General features: G+C 33.2%; 15 protein-coding genes. 2 read left to right on the top strand and 13 right to left on the bottom strand.

Annotated elements, in window-relative coordinates:
• Positions 1-10: 10 nt before the first annotated feature.
• From Q9Q97_RS15230 to Q9Q97_RS15210, 5 genes are all read right to left on the bottom strand, one after another.
• The gene (locus tag Q9Q97_RS15230; protein ID WP_306158582.1) at positions 11-493 is read right to left on the bottom strand and encodes a 3'-5' exonuclease; all 483 of its coding nucleotides are present in this window, start codon (positions 491-493) and stop codon (positions 11-13) included.
• A gap of 78 nt (positions 494-571) precedes the next feature.
• Entirely contained in the window at positions 572-1,933 is a 1,362-nt protein-coding gene (locus Q9Q97_RS15225) for a pyridoxal-phosphate dependent enzyme (RefSeq protein WP_306158580.1), read from the bottom strand.
• A gap of 48 nt (positions 1,934-1,981) precedes the next feature.
• Positions 1,982-3,967 (bottom strand): putative porin, encoded by a 1,986-nt coding sequence (locus Q9Q97_RS15220; RefSeq protein ID WP_306158578.1) that lies wholly within the window; start codon positions 3,965-3,967, stop codon positions 1,982-1,984.
• Between the two features lie 246 nt (positions 3,968-4,213).
• Complete coding sequence (locus Q9Q97_RS15215; RefSeq protein WP_306158576.1) at positions 4,214-5,728, bottom strand: SusD/RagB family nutrient-binding outer membrane lipoprotein; 1,515 nt, start codon at positions 5,726-5,728, stop codon at positions 4,214-4,216.
• A gap of 3 nt (positions 5,729-5,731) precedes the next feature.
• The gene (locus tag Q9Q97_RS15210) at positions 5,732-9,016 is read right to left on the bottom strand and encodes a SusC/RagA family TonB-linked outer membrane protein (RefSeq protein ID WP_306158574.1); all 3,285 of its coding nucleotides are present in this window, start codon (positions 9,014-9,016) and stop codon (positions 5,732-5,734) included.
• A gap of 444 nt (positions 9,017-9,460) precedes the next feature.
• On the opposite strand from Q9Q97_RS15210, the gene Q9Q97_RS15205 reads away from it, so the two are divergent.
• On the top strand, positions 9,461-10,126 hold the full coding sequence (locus tag Q9Q97_RS15205) for a ribonuclease HII (RefSeq protein ID WP_306158572.1): 666 nt from the start codon (positions 9,461-9,463) through the stop codon (positions 10,124-10,126).
• Between the two features lie 30 nt (positions 10,127-10,156).
• Here the strand turns inward: Q9Q97_RS15205 and Q9Q97_RS15200 are convergent, their stop codons facing one another.
• From Q9Q97_RS15200 to Q9Q97_RS15175, 6 genes are all read right to left on the bottom strand, one after another.
• Positions 10,157-11,008: a nuclear transport factor 2 family protein gene (locus tag Q9Q97_RS15200; RefSeq protein ID WP_306158570.1), complete on the bottom strand. Its 852-nt coding sequence runs from the start codon at positions 11,006-11,008 to the stop codon at positions 10,157-10,159.
• 144 nt (positions 11,009-11,152) lie between these two features.
• Positions 11,153-11,890, bottom strand: a complete 738-nt coding sequence (locus tag Q9Q97_RS15195; RefSeq protein WP_306158568.1) for an SDR family oxidoreductase — start codon at positions 11,888-11,890, stop codon at positions 11,153-11,155.
• A gap of 66 nt (positions 11,891-11,956) precedes the next feature.
• Entirely contained in the window at positions 11,957-12,532 is a 576-nt protein-coding gene (locus Q9Q97_RS15190; protein ID WP_306158566.1) for a Crp/Fnr family transcriptional regulator, read from the bottom strand.
• Between the two features lie 7 nt (positions 12,533-12,539).
• Positions 12,540-13,250 carry a lipoyl(octanoyl) transferase LipB gene (gene lipB, locus Q9Q97_RS15185; RefSeq protein WP_306158564.1) on the bottom strand — a complete coding sequence of 237 codons (711 nt, stop codon included), beginning with the start codon at positions 13,248-13,250 and terminating at the stop codon, positions 12,540-12,542.
• A 5-nt stretch (positions 13,251-13,255) separates the two neighbouring features.
• Positions 13,256-14,005 (bottom strand): hypothetical protein, encoded by a 750-nt coding sequence (locus Q9Q97_RS15180; protein ID WP_306158562.1) that lies wholly within the window; start codon positions 14,003-14,005, stop codon positions 13,256-13,258.
• Between the two features lie 69 nt (positions 14,006-14,074).
• Positions 14,075-14,851 (bottom strand): hypothetical protein, encoded by a 777-nt coding sequence (locus tag Q9Q97_RS15175; protein WP_306158560.1) that lies wholly within the window; start codon positions 14,849-14,851, stop codon positions 14,075-14,077.
• 271 nt (positions 14,852-15,122) lie between these two features.
• Between Q9Q97_RS15175 and lysS the strand changes: the two genes are divergently transcribed.
• Positions 15,123-16,826 (top strand): lysine--tRNA ligase, encoded by a 1,704-nt coding sequence (lysS, locus tag Q9Q97_RS15170; RefSeq protein WP_306158558.1) that lies wholly within the window; start codon positions 15,123-15,125, stop codon positions 16,824-16,826.
• Between the two features lie 58 nt (positions 16,827-16,884).
• Here the strand turns inward: lysS and Q9Q97_RS15165 are convergent, their stop codons facing one another.
• Positions 16,885-17,493 (bottom strand): RloB family protein, encoded by a 609-nt coding sequence (locus Q9Q97_RS15165; RefSeq protein ID WP_306158556.1) that lies wholly within the window; start codon positions 17,491-17,493, stop codon positions 16,885-16,887.
• A gap of 2 nt (positions 17,494-17,495) precedes the next feature.
• On the bottom strand, positions 17,496-18,662 hold the full coding sequence (locus Q9Q97_RS15160) for an ATP/GTP-binding protein (protein WP_306158554.1): 1,167 nt from the start codon (positions 18,660-18,662) through the stop codon (positions 17,496-17,498).
• Between the last annotated feature and the right edge of the window lie 66 nt (positions 18,663-18,728).

Raw genomic sequence — 18,728 nt, 5'->3', positions numbered from 1 at the left:
AAAAAATATTTTAACGAAGCATATACAGCTTTGCGCAAGCTCTTGCATCAGATAAAGCTTCGTGATGATTGAGCTGAATTTCCATCTCACGACAGCAATCGCTCAATTTGGTTGGCTTGATGCCTTTAGCTTTATATATTTTGACTGTGCATTCCCATTTCAAAGCGATATTTAAATCTTCATAATTCAAACCATGCAACAGCATTGTTTTCATCAAAACATTACGATCAAAGCTTTCATTATGTGCTACGACAACTCTGTTTTTTAGTCGTTTTTCAATTTCGGGATAAATTTGAAAGAAAGATTTTGCATTAGCAGTATCTTTTGGATAAATGCCGTGAACGCGAATTGTAAACGGATTATATTCATTGTTCGGCGGTTTTATTAAAGACACATATTCATCAACGATAATTCCATTTTCGACTGTAACAATACCTACCGAACATGGATGATATCCTGTTGCAGTTTCAAAATCAATAGCTGTAAAATTCATATTCTATTTTTAAAAGACAAATCCATAAACCCAATTGAATTACAATAAGGGTTTATGGATTTTTTTATTTGAAATGGCTTATTTTATTGAGCCAATAATATCATATTTCGTGATAATGTGATGATGTCCGTTTCCTAAATCAACCAAAACAGCATCGTTTTCTTTGCTGAAAAGTTTTGAAACTTCTTCAATTGGTGTTCCTAATTTTACAATCGGGAAAGGTTTACCCATTACGTCCTTAATTGGTTTTTCGGCAACGTTTTTATCGGCAACGTAGCTTCTAAATAAATCTGTTTCGTCTACAGAACCAACAAATCCGTTGATATCTACAACCGGAATCTGCGAAATTTTATATTTACGCATACGCTCAATTGCATGCGAAACTAGCTCTTCTGTACGTACAACGATCAATTCTTTATCGATATGATCTTTGATAACGTCTTCGGCTTTTGTTACGTTTTCTTCTAAGAATCCGCGCTCACGCATCCAGTCGTCGTTGAACATTTTTCCAACATAACGGCTTCCAGAATCGTGAAATAATACCACAACAACATCTTCTGGTTTAAAATGCTCTTTCAGCTGTAATAAACCTTTTATACAAGCTCCAGCTGAATTCCCTACAAAAATTCCTTCTTCAAGAGCAATCTTTCTAGTGTAAACGGCAGCGTCTTTATCAGTTACTTTTGTAAATCCATCAATTAAAGAAAAATCAACATTTTTAGGCAAAATATCTTCTCCGATACCTTCTGTTATATAAGAGTAGATTTCGTTTTCGTCGAAGATTCCTGTTTCGTGATATTTTTTAAAAACAGAACCGTAAGTATCAATTCCCCAGATTTTAATATTCGGATTTTTTTCTTTCAAATATTTTCCAACTCCAGAGATCGTTCCTCCTGTTCCCACTCCTACCACAAAATGTGTAATTTTTCCGTCTGTCTGTTTCCAGATTTCCGGTCCAGTTTGCTCATAATGTGCCAAAGAATTTGACATGTTATCATATTGATTCACATACCAAGAATTTGGTGTTTCTTCTGCTAAACGCTTAGAAACTGAATAATAAGAACGTGGATCTGTTGGCTCAACATCTGTAGGACAAACGACAACCTTTGCACCAACAGCACGAAGAATATCCATTTTTTCTTTAGACTGTTTGTCTGAGATCACACAAATTAATTTGTATCCTTTTACGATTGCCACAAGTGCAAGTCCCATTCCTGTATTTCCTGAAGTTCCTTCAATAATAGTTCCTCCAGGTTTTAGTCGGCCATCTGCTTCTGCGTCTTCAATCATTTTTACAGCCATTCTGTCTTTTACAGAATTACCAGGATTAAAGGTTTCGACTTTTGCCAATACTAACGCATCAATTTCAGCAACAATTTTGTTGAGTTTTACAAGCGGCGTGTTACCTATTGTTTCTAAAATATTATTTGAAAAGTCCATTTTGTATTATTTAAATATTTGATTTTATAATAAATCTTCAACTCTTTTTTATTCGAACCAATTCCAAACCAAACCAAAACGCAACACAAAGTCACGATACGGATTATTAGGCGTTGCATAATAATTACTTTGTGAAAATAAAGCATTAAAATGTTCGGCTTTTAAATAAAAACGGGTCTGGCGTATTCTCGCATTCACAAAGAAATCGAATGTTGCAAAACCTCCGATTTTTTTATCCTGCTGCACAAAAAATTCTGCGATTACAGGATTATAATCATCTCCATAATATTTTGTCATATAATTAAAGACAAGTCCCGTTTGCATAAACAATGCCTTTTTAAAGAAATGACCAGAATAATAGAATGTATTTCTAGTTACAAAATCGGGTACATTTAAAATTAAATCTGACTGATCTACTTTCTGATATAAAAGGGTATTATCTAAAGCAAATTTTCCAAATTTAAATTCACGGCTTGCTTTTATTTCTAAATAATTAATTGCATTTCCGTATTGAAAAGGTTTTACAATTTGAATATCAGCTGCTTTCTGCGCAGCTGAGGCATCATCCTTAAAATATAAATGATCGTTTAAAACGGTGTATTGAACTTGACCTGTCAGCCAAGGTGTTGTAATTTCTGCACTTAATGAATTAATTTTTTCATTCTTAAAATCATTCGACCAATTATACTGAATCCAGCTGCTCTGATACAAATTATAATTATTATTCGGCAACTTATTGATATTGCGATATCTAAAATCAAACTTGATTTTTTCGCTCATATCGTAACGCAGTTTAGCATCTAAATCTGAAAGAGATTGATTGGTAATTGATCTTGAATATAAAAATCTACCATTCCATTTGTTTTTTTGGTATTCGTACTGAGCACCAAAATTATTAAACTGCAAAAACAAATTGTCTGGAACTGCATTTCGGGCTGTATCCACGATAATTCGGTTGTACTTATAATTAGATCTGTAATCGTCTATAAAAAATATGAATTTACCTAACAGCGAATTTTCATAAGCTGCACCTACCTTATTATATAGTCTTTCGTATTTAGTCTGATCATTAATATTACTTGCCGCATACGAATCTCCAAATCGCGGTATGCGTTTTGTCGTGCCATCACTACCAGTTACACTTGAAAGTATGGTTGGCTGTTTATATTCGTAAGCTTTATACTCGTAATTAAATTGGTGCGTAATGTATAAATTATTGCTTCCATCATTCGGATTTACTCTGAAAGCATGATCAAAAAACAATCTTCTTCCTTTTAAAAAGGATTCTGCATCAGTTAAATAAACCTGCAATCTTTGTCGGTTTTTATAATCTGGATTATCGCTTTCAAAATCATTATCGTTTGTAATACCTCCATTTTCCTCATTTAAAATATCCTGATTCGCAAAATGTGCGTTTATTGCATATCGTCTGCTAGTTGTAGCATAACTGGTTGTAATTCTTAAATTTCCTGCACTAACCAACTGATTAATATAGTCTCCCTCTGATCTTAATCCTTTGTAAGCAATCGAGAAATTTAGGTTTTTAGAAACGTTTAACGTGATAAAAGAATCTACATTCTGTCCTTTATTAATAGTAGTATTAAAAAACAACTCTGTAAAAGGTGTTGCAACAGAATAATATCTAATTTGATCTGCTTGCATATAAATAGAATGTTTTCCGGTAAAACCAATTTCTGGATACGGAGAAAAACTTGTCAAGCTATATTGTAGCGTATTTAAAGGCTGTCCAATATTAGAAAATTCTTGAAGACCAAAAAGATCTTTCCTAAGATGATTTTGTCTGTAAGCACTTTTAAGAGTCAGCGATGTATCGGCATAAATGGTATCGTGTTCTAAAGTGACAATTTTATATTGGTCTATTGTCGCTATTTTTTTCTTTTTCTTTTTTAGAGTATCCGTAATACTAGAATATTCCGAATTCATATCTAAATTACTTTTAGAAGCTGGTTTTTTTTCTTGCGAAAACAATAATGTTGGAACAACTAATAGATATAAAAAAATGAATATTCTCATTTGATGGCTTTGTATAAATTTATTTTGACAAATTTGCTAAGCAAAGGTAAGATAAAAAGGTATAAACGAAAAAACATAATATATAATATGAAATTGAAATAATTTCGGTCTTTTGGAAACGAAAACCCCGTATACAAAAGTATACGGGGCTTTCAAAAAAAATCAAAATATTTATTTTTCTTATTCCCTTAAGAGGGTATAATTATTTTAAATCTTCAACTTCATTGCTTATGGATTATTCTAAAATTAGAACTTATCCCAGAACAATTTAGTGTTTAATAAATCTCCACCAATATCAGCAGCAGCTTTAGTATAGTTTGCTTTATTGATACTTGTTTCTACTCCTGGATACGTATATCTAACAGGCACTGTAAAAATAAGTTTGTTGATAGCTGCCTGAGGCGCTTTTAAAACTGGGAAATCCAATCTTCTGTAAGACGTCCATGCTTCGTATCCTCTGTTATAAAGAGCAAACCATGCTTGATTACCGATCTTCTCTTTATATGTTGCTCCACTTAAAGCATTGTTATAATCTACTTTTGGACTTGCAATGTAAGCATCAATAGCAGCAGTATTAGTCACTCCCCAGTCTGCCATAGAAGCCTTAATACCTTCCTCGTAGTAAACTTTTGCTTGAGCAGAACCACCTGGAATTAAATTTTTCTCAGCAGCTTCTGCCAATAAGAAATTCAACTCAGCGAAATCAAAGATAGTTCCTGGGAAAACTGGATTGTTTAATGTTGAAGTTATCTGAGAATATGATGTATAAACGTTACCTGCACCATAAGTTCCCCCTACGAAAGTTCTTCCTGAAGGAATAACTGGAGCTGGAGAAGTTAAGTTAGTAAAATATTTAGGCATCCTTGGGTCACCTCCAGGAACAACAGCATCCATTGCAGAAACAAAAGGCTCAGCAGGAATAAAATCAAATCTCTGACTTGTTACTAAGTCAGCATATAATGGGTTTTGATTTCCTGATGTAGTTAAATAAGTCAACTTTGTATTATCTTGATTACCAGCCAAAGCACCAGAAGCAAGAGCTGCTTGAACTTGAGTAGTTGCATAAGCAGGATCAACATCTGACATATTAACTGCCATTCTAATGATTAACGAGTTAGCAAATTTTGCCCATTTAGCATTACTTGCAGCATTACCAGAATAGATAATATCTGCAGAACCAAAGTTAGCTACAGTATTATTTGCTTTTAAAACTGCAGCAGATGCACTTAATCTTTTGATAAGATCTTGATAGATCGTTTTTGCATCATCATAAGCTGGTAAAGGATATTTTTGAATATCAATTGCCTGAGAATAAGGAACGTTTCCAAAAGTATCTACCAATACGCTATAAGCATAAGCTTCTAAAATATCGATAAGGGCTAATTTATTTTGCTTAGTTGCCTCATCTGCAGGAGTTGCTGTAGCTGTTGCTGCAATCATAACTCTTGCATCATGAAAATCTGCTAGAACATCTCTGTACAAAACCAAAAAGTGCGTATCAGGAATTTTTCTGTTTGTAATGTTATACTGGCTTTCATCCGGATAAGTCGTCTCTGTCCATTGCTGTGCAAATAATCTAAAAACATTATTATTCACACTAGTGCTAACCATTTGATCGACTAATTTCTTCTCCGCATTTGTAAACAAAAATTCTGCTTTGGTTGTTGTTGGTCTTTTAGGATCAACATTCATATCTGTAATGTCCTGGCTGCACGAAACCATCATACCCACCACAGACATTAATAAAAGTACTTTTTTCATGATTTAAAATTTTAATGTTAGGTTACAACCAATATTTCTTGTTGTAGGAAGTGAACCTCCTGAATAACCTGCTGATAAGTTACCTGAACTTAGACCACTTTCTGGATCTGCATCTGGAAGATTTTTACTGATGATCCATAAGTTAGAACCTACTAAAGAAAGACGTAAATCATTCAAACCTGCTTTAGCTATAATGTTTTTAGGGAAACTATAAGTAATACTTACCTCTCTTAATTTCACGTAACTTGCATCGTAAACAAATGCTTTTTGTGGGTTATTATTATAACCATAGATACTTCCAGCTACCTCAGGACTTGGAGTTCTTGTAGTATTAGGAGTTCCATCTTCATTTACTCCAGGTAAGATAACACCTCCACCATTAGCAAGTGTGTTTCTTACAGGATTTCCTAACTCATTGTTTCCTGCTGTAGTTGTATATAAACCAGAGCTTTGTCCATAATACTGATCAAGAGAGAAAATATCTCCTCCTTTTTGAACATCAATTAAGAAACCTAGAGAAACTTGTTTATAAGCAAATCTATTACGAATACCACCAATCCAGTCTGGAGTAACATTACCAATTACATTATTGGTAGTTGCTGTCTGTAAATAAACTCCATTTTTAGTTACTCTTTGTCCGTCTTTGTAGACATAATCTTTACCAAGGATGTCTCCATAAGGATTTCCTTTTGTACCCACAATACTAACACCGCCCTGGAATGTACCAATTGTTAATACATCAACACCAGGTGTTAAAGCTACAACTGTATTCTCATTTTTAGACCAGTTTACGTTAATATCCCAAGAAAAGTCATTTGTTTTGATAGGCGTTGCATTGAACATTACCTCGACACCTTTATTCTCAACAGATCCTGCATTCACAAATTTAGAAGAGTAACCTGTTGCAGTAGAATAGTCTACTGGAAAGATTTGATCCTCACTTAAAGTTTTATAAACACTCACATCAAAACCTAATCTTCTGTCAAAGAATTGCATCTCTAAACCAATTTCTTCAGATTTAGTTTTTACAGGGTGCAAATCTGGATTATTTCCAATGTTTGGTCTTGAATAAAGCTGATTTGTACCGTATGGATTAAATTTAGTATAGGCATCTTGCAATGCATAAATCTCAATACTTCCTTGTGGGTTTTCTGCATAACTTGCTCTTAATTTACCAAAAGTTAACCATGGAGCATTAACATGTTTTGTAAAAACATAACTTCCAGAAGCAGAGTATGTATTTACATCATTATTACCTTCTGGCAACATAGAGAATGCATCATTACGTACTGTACCTTCTACGAAAAGGAAATCTCTGAATCCTAATGACGCAGAAGCATAAACACTGTTCACAGCTGAATTCTCTTCAACCTCAATTGGGAACGGAGAAGCATTTACTGAATTTGATAATGCATAGATTCCTGGAATAATAAGTCCGCCATCTGTAGAAGACAATGTAGAAGTACGTCTTGTTCTTAAAGCATTATAACCAGCCAAACCTGTCAAAGAGAAATCTTCAGTCAGTTTTTTATTGAAGTTCAATGTAAACTGATAGTTTTGCTCAGAAAACATCCCAGTATATTTTTGGTATCCTGAACCAACAGCTAAACGGTTAATCCCAAATGTTGCAGCCAAAGATCCTACCGCCTTTCTTTCTTCACGCAATTCTGAATAAGAATCTGTACTGATTTTTCCTGTAGCATTTAACCAATCTGTAATTTTATAATCTAACTGACCATACCCGATGAAACGATTTCTTTCGTCTGTCTGATAATTTCTATATCTTGTAAAATATGGATTATCAGCATATTTAGGATTGGTATTTCCATTAGAAGGGTCTGCCATATTCCAAGAAATATTTTGTCCTCCTGAATTTTGGAAAACTTCTTTCTGAGATTGAATATCTACGTTAGTTCCCCACCATTGACGGAATGTTCCCATGATATTATCACCACCATAACCAGTAGTATTTCTACCCTGTGTATCTTGTGCAAAATAATTTGCAAAAACAGTTGCAGAAAGTTTATCAGTTAATTTGTGGTTGAATTTAATACTTGCATTATTTTTCTTCAATTCACTATTTGGCAAAATACCAGTCTCTTTATAGTTATTATAGTTGATTACGAAGTTACTTTTGTCAGTACCTCCTTCAAAAGAGATTGAGTTATTGAATGTCTGAGCAGTTTGAAAAAATGTAATTGGACCATTTTTAGCCGCTACCCATGGAGATTTTTGTCCAAATTTTGAAGAATATGGAGTATATGATTCCCAAGTGTAAACTGAAAGACTTGGATCAAATGCAACACCGTAAGAAGCGTCATCAGTTGTACTTACCACTTGGTTACCGTTTTTATCGATAACAAAAAATGCACCTGTTGGCCCAACCGGAACACCTTTTGGGTTTCCTGCAGCATCATACGTTGGTCCATACCCTTGTCCGTATTTGTTTTGGTAAACAGGGAACGTTTTTTTATCAACAGTACCAACTCCAAACTCACTTGAGATAGTAACTCCCATCCCTTTTTGAGCTTTTCCTTTTTTAGTAGTAATCATAATTACACCATTACCAGCCTGAAAACCGTACAAAGCAGATGCAGCAGCACCTTTTAACACGTTTACTGACTCGATATCATCAGGATTAATATCCATACCAGCATTACCATAATCGTATGTATTACGTGCACCAGCTGTTTGTGCTCCATTGCTTGAGTTCACGTTCTGGTTATTAATAGGCATACCATCAACAACAATAAGCATTTGGTTATTTCCAGTAAGGTTTTTAACCCCTCTTGAAACTGCGTTTGTAGATCCACCAAAATTTGTGTTTTTTCTAATATATACCCCGGCAGCCTTACCAGAAAGATCATTAAGGAAGTTTGCGCTTGAAACTCCTCCAACTAAATCTTCACCTTTTATTTGCTGAGTAGCATATCCAAGAGATTTTTTCTCTCTTTTAATACCCAAGGCAGTAACTACAACACTCTCTAATTCTTGAGTATTACTAGTCAATTTTACAGTTAAAGCTGTAGAGCTAGCTACAACTTCCTGTGTTTTCATTCCAATGTAAGTAAAAACCAAGACTTCGCTTGACGTTGCTTTGATAGAAAATTTTCCATCAAAATCTGTTTGCGTTCCGCTTTTAGTTCCTTTAACTAATACACTCACACCTGGAAGAGGCATTCCTGCATTATCGGAAACCACACCCGAAACAGTTCTTTCTTGCGCAAAGGTTAGTTGCGTAATCAGCGCCACTAAAAGCACTAAGAATCCATTTAACTTAAGTTTCATTTTAAAAAATTTTGAATTAGTATCCGGCAAACATCTTAATATTTTCTTAAAATAACAACACACCCATTTAACGCTAAAACGTTTTCGCTTTAAAGATACTTCAAGAAAATTACGAAAACTCAGCATTTTTTTAAACAAACTACAACAATATCAGACACATACATAAAATTAGAATGATTCTATTTAATTTAATTTTAACAATTAATTAACATAGTTTTAGTAGAAAACGCTTTTTACTTAACAATAAAAAGCGTATATAGTGGATAAAAAACTGACAAAACAATTTGTTATTTTATTGATTTAAATGATCATTTTGTTTCGCAAATGTTAATTCAGTCGATTTTTAAAAATTTATTTAACAATTTATTAAAGTTTTTTTATCGTTATCGACATTTGCGAATCCGAATAAAAAAACACAATATTTGTATTTATAAAAAAGCATAAATGTTACAACTTAATTATTCAGGATTTGCCTTAGAAACCGGAACAGACGAAGCAGGAAGAGGATGTCTGGCTGGCCCAGTAACAGCCGCTGCCATAATTTTACCTGAACATTTTGAAAATAAAATTCTGAACGACAGTAAACAATTGTCTGAAAAAACCAGAACGCTTTTAAGGCCAATTATAGAAAAAGAAGCTTTGTGTTTTTCTGTAACACATTTGTTTCCAGACGAAATTGACGAAATAAACATTTTAAACGCTTCGATGAAAGGAATGCAGGAATGCATTTTAAAATTAAAGCACGTTCCCGAATTTATAATTGTTGACGGAAATCGCGCCTTGAATGCTAAACTTGGACTAAAAAACACTTTTGGGAAACAGTTTTCTCCAGATGAAATTGCTCTTCTAAAATCGATTCCAAACCAAAGTATTATAAAGGGTGATGGGAAATATTTAAGCATTGCTGCCGCTTCTGTTTTAGCCAAAACGTATCGTGACGAGTACATGGATCAAATTCATGAAGAATTCCCGATGTATAATTGGAAACAAAACAAAGGATATCCAACAAAAGAGCACCGAGAAGCCATTAAAGAATTCGGGACTACAAAATACCATAGAATGAGTTTCAGACTGTTGCCAGAACAGTTGGAACTCGATTTCTTTCAATAAAAAAACGACCTTTATGGTCGTTTTCTTTTATTATTTTTTGCTTTTTAAAAATTCAGCAAATTGTTTGGTATCGTAATAAAACGGTCTCACAGCTGTAATTTTACCGTCCTTCAGATCAAAATGTTCTGAAATGGGGACCGACATTGTTTTCCCCGATTTTTTAGATCTGCAATTTATCGTAAAATACATGATTACTTCATTTTTAGTAGCATCGCTAAAATAAACCGGTTCTTTTTCTATTTGCAGATCAAAAAACTCAGCCGATTTTGCAAACATTTTAGTCCATTCGCTAAAACCAACATAAGTTCCTCCGTAAGGCAAACCTGTAGCTTGATTATAAACTGCGCCGTCTGCAACTACAGTTTCTAAAGCATCCAGATTTCTTATTTTAAATAGACTTTCGTAATATTTCGCTACCACTTTTAGATTGTCTGCTTCTAGGTTTTTCAAAATATCCGCTTCAGACAAAGTTGCTCCTTTATCCCAAAAACCAATAATTTTGCTCACCTGACCTTTTCCATTCAAACGCGCAAAATCTCTTCCTGCCAAAACAAGATTGTTTTTAGAATCCAGAACTTTCCACTCCCAAGTCACATAATTGTCTTTTACAATTTTAGGTCCCGACGTTAGTACAGCATCTGGGTTTTTCTTGTAAAATTCGTTGATAACATTATTAAAAGCCGCAATTCCTTTTATTGAAGCCGAAGGATCTTCAAAAGTACTGTCTTCTAACCAAATCGATTTGATCATCTTTAATCTGGTATCGCTGTTTTTTTCCTGCCACACTTTTTCATAAACTGCAACTGGATATAATTTATCTTTCTTTTGGGCAAAAACACCATTAAGCACAAAAAGAAAACAGAATAGGTAGATTTTTCTCATAAGCAATCAGATATAAAATTTAACTTCTTAATACTAAGTACTCAAATTTAGCATAAATCCCTAATAAAATTACGCTTTTCATCTAAAAAAAGCACGCTGTCTACGATTTTTAAAACTTATAATTAGACACAAATTAGAAACATTTTAAAGGCTATTTATTTTATTGAACGCAAATCGAGGAGCTATCCTAAAAAGAAAATAAAGCAACTTTACTTTAGCAATTCTTATTTCTGTTTGATTTCGAGATATACTTTTTAGCATTTCAGAAACTGCTTTTTGAGGAGAAATGGCAATCTTCGGAGGATTTCCTTTATGCCAAGGCGTATCAACTACAGGAAATAATATTTCGATAATTTTAACTTGCTCTTGTTTCAGTTGTTCTCTCAAAACTTGAGTAAAAGAATGCAATCCCGCTTTTGCAGCATTATAAAACGGATAAGTTGCTCTCGGAACGTAAACCAATCCAGTAGTAATATTGATAATTTTAGGATTCGGATTTTGAATTAAAAAAGGATACAGCAATTTTATCAGTCGTATTGGCGCATTTAAATTGACGGAGAATTCATCAACCATTTTTTCTAAAGAAAAGGGATCGTTCATAAAATGAATTTTATGTACAATAGCTGCATTATTGATCAAAACATTAATATGGGGATAATTAATTCGAAGCCATTCCGCAAAATCTTCGCATTCAGATTCCTTCGCAATATCACATTTGTAAACAACCAAATCGGGCAATTGCTTTTGAGCTTCTTTCAGTTTCTCTAAAGAACGGGAACAAGCAATTACTTTATTTCCTTTCTCTATCAGCTGACGGCACATTTCAAGTCCTAAGCCAGAACTTCCACCAGTAATGACAATGGTGCTATTTGAGATTTCCATAATTTCATTTTTTTAAAATTAGAAATCAAAAATAGTTTGCGTTGTAAAGAATTACATTGACCTATGTTAACTCTTGATTTTTCTTTTGAGTCGGCTAAGAGACTCTGGCTGAATGCCTAAATAAGAAGCTATAATTTGCTGTGAAACTCGATTTTCAACATCTAGAAATTCGGCAGTAAAAATTTCATATCGTTTTTCGGCATCTAGAAGAAGTAATTCTCTTTCTCGCTTTTCTTTTATATAAAATGCTTTTTCGAGAATTTGAATTAAAAAGAGATTCCAAAAAGGATTTCTTTCTTTCATTCCAATCCAATCTGAATATTCAATTTCTAAGATTTCAGAATCTTCTAAAGCTTCTATAGAAAAATAGGAAGGTGTATTATAAATCATAGCCGAATAAGAACTTATAAAATTCCCTTCGGCTATAATATTTTTAGTGAATTCGTTTCCGTTTTCGTGAGTGTAAACATATCGAAACAAACCTTTTACAAGAAAAGCCATTTTACGAGGCACTTGGCCTTCTTTTATAAAATAATCTCCTTTGGCTATTTTGTTAAACTGAGAAATAATCAATAACTCTTGTAATTCTTTTTCTGGAAGAGCTAAATGCTCCAAAAATGATTTTTTATCTTCATTTTCCATACTTGAATTATTTGTTTTTTTTAATGAATTCTGCTTCGAATAGCTCTGTCAAATGTTTGATAATTTTAGCTTTTACTTCGTCTTCATCTACTTTTTCTACACCAAGTTCTACATTCAAAGAAGTAACGCCTTTTCCGCGAATGCCACACGGGATAATATTATCAAAATATCCCAAATCGACATTTACGTTTAAAGCAAATCCGTGCATCGTTACCCATCTTGAAGCGCGAACGCCCATTGCACAAATTTTACGGGCAAACGGAGTTCCTACACCAAGCCAGACTCCAGTTTCGCCTTCGCTTCTGCCCGATTCCAAACCATACTCTGCTAAAGTTAGAATAATCGATTCTTCTAACAATCGCAGGTATTTATGAATATCGGTAAAGAAATTTTCTAAATCAAGAATCGGATAACCGACAATCTGTCCTGGTCCGTGATAAGTAATATCGCCACCGCGGTTGATTTTATAAAAAGTCGCTCCTTTGGCTTCGAGCTGTTTTTCGTTTAATAATAAGTTCTCCAAATCGCCACTTTTTCCTAACGTATAAACATGCGGATGTTCTACAAAAAGTAAATAATTTGGCGTTGGCAGATCTAGTTCTTCTCTTCTGTTCTTGATTTTTAAATCGACTATGTCTTTAAAGATTTCCTCTTGATATTCCCAAGTCGATTTATAGTCTTTTTTGCCAAGATCCTGAAGTTGGATTTTTTTGTTCATTTTAGTTATTTTTCAAACTCAACATCAAAGTTAAGTTTGTCAGGATTCTCCATATAATCCGTAAAAGAATATTGAATTGTAATTGATTTTCGATCGTCGCTAAACAAAGCATTCGGATTAGAGACTTTCTTTATCTTTTTTGGAAAATGATATTTTACAATATAATTAGAAGAAGCAAACATCATTTTTGACATATCGCCAGCCGTATCTTTTGCTTTTGCTGCCAGTTTTTGCTGATCGATTACTGCTTTTCTTGTAAATTTTTTTCCGTCGTACGTATAACTTAATTTACTTCCGTTGTCTCCAAAACCACTGCCAAGCGGCGTAGCATTTGCAGTTCCTTCTAATTTCTGTAATGTTCCTAGAGTTTGTAAAATATCTTGCAACTCATTTACATTTTTAAAATCAGTTCCCATAGTCATTAGAAACTGTTTTTTCTCTGAGCTCATTTTTGTGGCTACTACAAAATTTTCCAGTTTTTTAAGCTCTTTCTGCGTTTCTGGTGACAGCTTAGCAATACTGTCTTTTTTCTCTTCAAATATTTGTTTGAAAGTAAAAGTTGTATCAATATCTTTTTTAGCGTCTCCCATCTGACCGGCAATTTGATCTCCTGCCATTTCCATTAAAGCAGAACCGTCCATGTCTACAGAGAATTTTCCTGTTCCGTTTTCGTTGATCGTAATATTTTCGGTAAAAGTGCAGCTGGTTAATGTCGCTATTAAAAAAGAAAAACTAAGTAATTGATATAATTTCATCGTAGTATATTTTTTACCAAAGATACAAAGAGTATTTTCAATTGTTTTATTATGCCTTAAGTATCTTGATTAATTCTCAAATACTACTTTGAAATCCATATCTTTTTCATCGTCTGGAAGTTCTTTTATTGGAATATCCAGCGTAAAACTTTTTCTATCCTTTGAAATGACTGCATTCTTAAATGAAACCGTTTTTATCCTTTTTGGAAAATGATATTCCAAAGAATACTTACATTCCTTCATATATTCATCCATTTGTTTTGTAAAGATATTGTCTTCCTCTTTCTCCTTTTTCTTTTTTACTTTCTTTGATTTAACAGCATCTCCTTCTACCAATATCTTTTCAAAGACTTTTCCGTCATAGTTATAAGTAAATCTACTTTTTTTCTTTTCATCTTCTGGAACTGCACTTAAAGCTCCTAATTGTTTACCTGGTCCTAATTTTGGCATTGCTTCAAGCCCCTCAAGAGGCGAAACCATATTTTTAAGACTGTCTGATGATGGAAAATTATATTCCATATTAAATTCAAATTGTTTTTTATCTTCATTTACTTTGAATGCAACTTGAAACTTTTCAAGTGCCTTTATTTTTTGCTGATCCTCTTTTGATAGTTTTGCAATACTGTCCTTTGCTTTTGCAAAAACCTCTTTAAAAGTAAAAACAGTATCCAATACCTGCTTCTTTTTTATCGAATCATTGCTTTTAAATCCCATTTTAAACATTGGAGACATGTCAAATCCGTATGAAAAAGTCCCTGATCCATTTTCATTTATGGTCATCTTTTCTTTAAACATGCAGCTTGTCGTACAAATTAATACAATAAAACAGAGTAAATATTTTTTCATATTTTTAGATTTAGGTTGTTCGGGCGAAGATACTAAGTTTTTAGTCGCTACGCTCCAACTAAAACTTGTTCTGAAAACATAAACTTCTAAACTAGCCCCGATAGAAGCGGTATCCTTTTTCTTGCTTCTTTAGCAAGGAAAAGATACAAGCGGATAGCGGGACTAAAGTTGATTGAAACCCAATAATTTGATGCTGCAAAAAATCTAAAATCTGCATTCTAAAATCTACATTCTTTTTTTTATCTTTGCACACTTAAAAAATAAAGCAAAAATGGCATTATCAGAACAAGAAATCATTAGAAGAGAAAAACTTCAGAACTTACGCAACTTGGGTATCAACCCTTATCCGGCAAATCTTTTTCCTGTAGATCATACATCAAAGCAGATAAAGGAAACGTTTGAAGAAGGTAAGAAGGTTATTGTTGCTGGACGTTTGATGAGTGTTCGTGATCAAGGTAAAGCTTGTTTTGCTGAGTTACAAGACAGCGAAGGACGTATTCAATTGTACGTAAACCGCGATGTTTTGTGTGAAGGCGACGATAAAACTTTATACAACCAAGTTTTCAAAAAATTAACTGATTTAGGAGATTTTATTGGTGTTGAAGGTGAATTATTTACTACTCAAGTTGGGGCAAAATGTATTCGTGTAAACGGTTTTACATTTTTGAGCAAAACTTTACGCCCTCTTCCGTTACCAAAAGTGGACGAAGAAGGAAATGTACACGACGCTTTCAACGACGCCGAATTGCGTTACAGAATGCGTTACGTAGATTTAACGGTAAATCCGCAGGTTAAAGAAACTTTTATTAAACGTACAAAGTTATTTACTGCAATGCGTGGTTATTTTAACGACGCTGGATATTTGGAAGTTGATACTCCGGTTTTACAATCAATTCCTGGTGGAGCTTCTGCGCGTCCGTTTATTACGCATCACAACTCGCTTGACATTCCGCTTTACATGCGTATTGCAAACGAATTGTATTTAAAAAGATTAATTGTTGGTGGATTTGAAGGTGTTTATGAGTTCTCTAGAAACTTCCGTAATGAAGGTATGGACAGAACGCATAATCCTGAATTTACTGCAATGGAAATATATGTAGCCTATAAAGACTACAACTGGATGATGGAATTTGCTGAAGGTTTATTAGAGCATTGTGCAATTGCCGTAAATGGAACGAGTGAAGTTACTTTTGGCGAGCACACAATCAACTTTAAAGCGCCTTATGCTCGTGTTACCATGACGGATTCTATCAAGCATTTTACTGGTTTTGATATTTCTGGAAAAACAGAACAGGAATTATTCGAAGCTGCTAGAGGAATGGGAATTGAGGTTGACGAAACAATGGGTAAAGGAAAACTAATTGATGAGATTTTTGGAGCTAAATGCGAAGGAAATTATATTCAGCCAACTTTTATTACCGATTATCCGAAAGAAATGTCTCCGCTTTGTAAAGAGCACCGCGATAATCCAGATTTGACGGAGCGTTTTGAATTAATGGTTTGCGGAAAAGAAATCGCAAATGCATATTCTGAATTGAATGATCCAATTGACCAAAGAGAGCGTTTTGAAGATCAAATGCGTTTGGCTGCAAAAGGTGATGATGAAGCAAATGGAATTATCGACGAAGATTTCTTAAGAGCTCTTGAATACGGTATGCCTCCAACTTCTGGAATGGGAATTGGAATGGATCGTTTGATTATGTATTTAACTAATAATGCTTCTATTCAAGAGGTTTTATTGTTCCCACAAATGCGTCCAGAGAAAAAACAAGCACAAATTGAGTTGACTGAAGAAGAGAAAGTAATTATTACTCTTTTGAAAGGAAATGAAAATAAAATGGATTTATCTCAGCTAAAAGTTTCTGCTAACTTAAGCGGTAAAAAATGGGATGCTTCTATGAAAAATTTATCTAAACACGGTTTGACTAAGGTTGTCGTTGATGGTGAGTTTAAGTTTGTGGAACTAGTTGGGTAAATTCCTTTAAAATCATATAAAATTTAAAAAGGAGCTTTTATTGAAGCTCCTTTTTTTATTACTTGTCTTTTTGATTTTCCAAATAAACAACCAATTCATCTACATTAGTGAATGGATTTAAATTAAAAATTTCTATATCTTCATTATTTTGAACAACAGTTAACCTGCTCTTTTCAGTATTAGATTTTGCAATTGTTATTTTATCTTTTAAAATTGAATAATGTTTGAAATTGTTCTTTTCATAATTCTCCATTCCAGCACATTTCTTTAGTTCTCTTTCCAACTCTGCTTCTGATGCAAAAGCCTTCGTAGAGTTTTTATAATGAAAAAGATACCATAACTCAAAACAAATACTTGAAAAAACAACTTTGATATTTTTATCAGAAGCTAATTTAAAAGCCTCATCTCTCTTTGCTTGATTATCATGATCAAAAACTACAAATATTTCTTCAAAACCATCTCGTTTTGCTTTCTTTATTGCCTCTTCAACAACTCCTTTACAATCAACTTTATTACTTTGAAAAATATTTACTGCAATAGTTTTTGGCAAACCCAAATCTTCTTTAAAAGCGTTAAAGTAATTTTTCTCAGTTAACCCTTCACAAAGGATTAAAACTTTTGAATTGAAATTTCTAATTTTAAAATTATTCTTAGGTCTCTTAGCCATGATTATGAATTTATAAATTCAATTAATTCATGTCTAAAAGTTTCTTTTGCAATATTTGGAACTGCACCTAGCCTTCCTTCAACATACCACTTTTCAAAATTACCCTCTCTAATTCCTTTAATATCAGAAACTGTATATAATTCTGTTTCACCTTTTGAATTTTTCTCTACTAAATTAATCTGATCTCTTCGTAAATTATTTTCAGGGCTTAATAAGATTGTATCATGAGTTGCAAATATAAATTGTGCACCATTTTTATTTACTTCTGGGTCATTAAACAGACTTAATATATATTGCGCTATTTCGGGATGTAAACTTCTTTCAAATTCATCAACCACAATAACATCTCCATATCTTAAAGCCAAAAAAATCAATGGAGAGAAGGATATAGTTCGTTGTGTTCCTGAAGACTCATCTGAAAACTCGAATTCAATTCTCTCATTCTTATCATTCAAATGTATCGTTTTTATGCCCCCATCTTTTTCAACAAAATCAACAACTTGCGTATCTAACTTTTGTATTAAAGATCTTGACAAATCTAAAATTAAACTTTCTCCCTCAAAACTCCTGAATAGATGTCTGTTTGCTGCCTCATTGAATCTTTCTGAATGAAAAAGATCGGTTGTAAATATAAGTAACAAAGAAATTCTTTCATAAACACTTTTAGCTATTTCAACATTTTCAATAGCTGCCTTACCCAAAAACAATTGGTTTTCAGTAGTCCTCTGCTTTATTGTTTCAAAAATACCTTCATACCCATTACCCTTATTAAATGTTTGTTCATTCCTTTCAAAAACTTTAACTTTTAACCCTTTAGGATAAAAGAAAAGCGATTCGTTCATAACTTTTTTTTGAAAAACTTCAACAGAATAAGTATGTAAAACATTTTCAATTAAAATGTCAAGCGAGAAAGAAGATGGTTTTAACATGTTTGCCTCACATAAGTGAAATGGATTAAATAATTTGATAGTATCATTTGGTTTATTATCAGTGGAATTTCTGATATATTCTTTAAACTCATGAAGAGCTCTGATTATATTACTTTTTCCACTTGCATTTGGCCCGTATATAGCAGCAGATGTTAGGCCATAATAGTCTTTATTTTTAGTTGCATCAGGATTTATCTTCTTGATTACGTTTGCTGAATTTTTTAAATCAGCTGGTATCATTGACAATTCTATCATTTCATTTATGGAACGAAAATTAGATACTCTGAAGTTTAACAACATCACTTA

Origin of the sequence: Flavobacterium sp. DG2-3 (genome assembly GCF_030730925.1) — a bacterium.
In the GTDB taxonomy this organism is placed as follows: Bacteria; Bacteroidota; Bacteroidia; order Flavobacteriales; family Flavobacteriaceae; genus Flavobacterium.
This window is presented reverse-complemented; position numbering and strand designations above follow the sequence as displayed.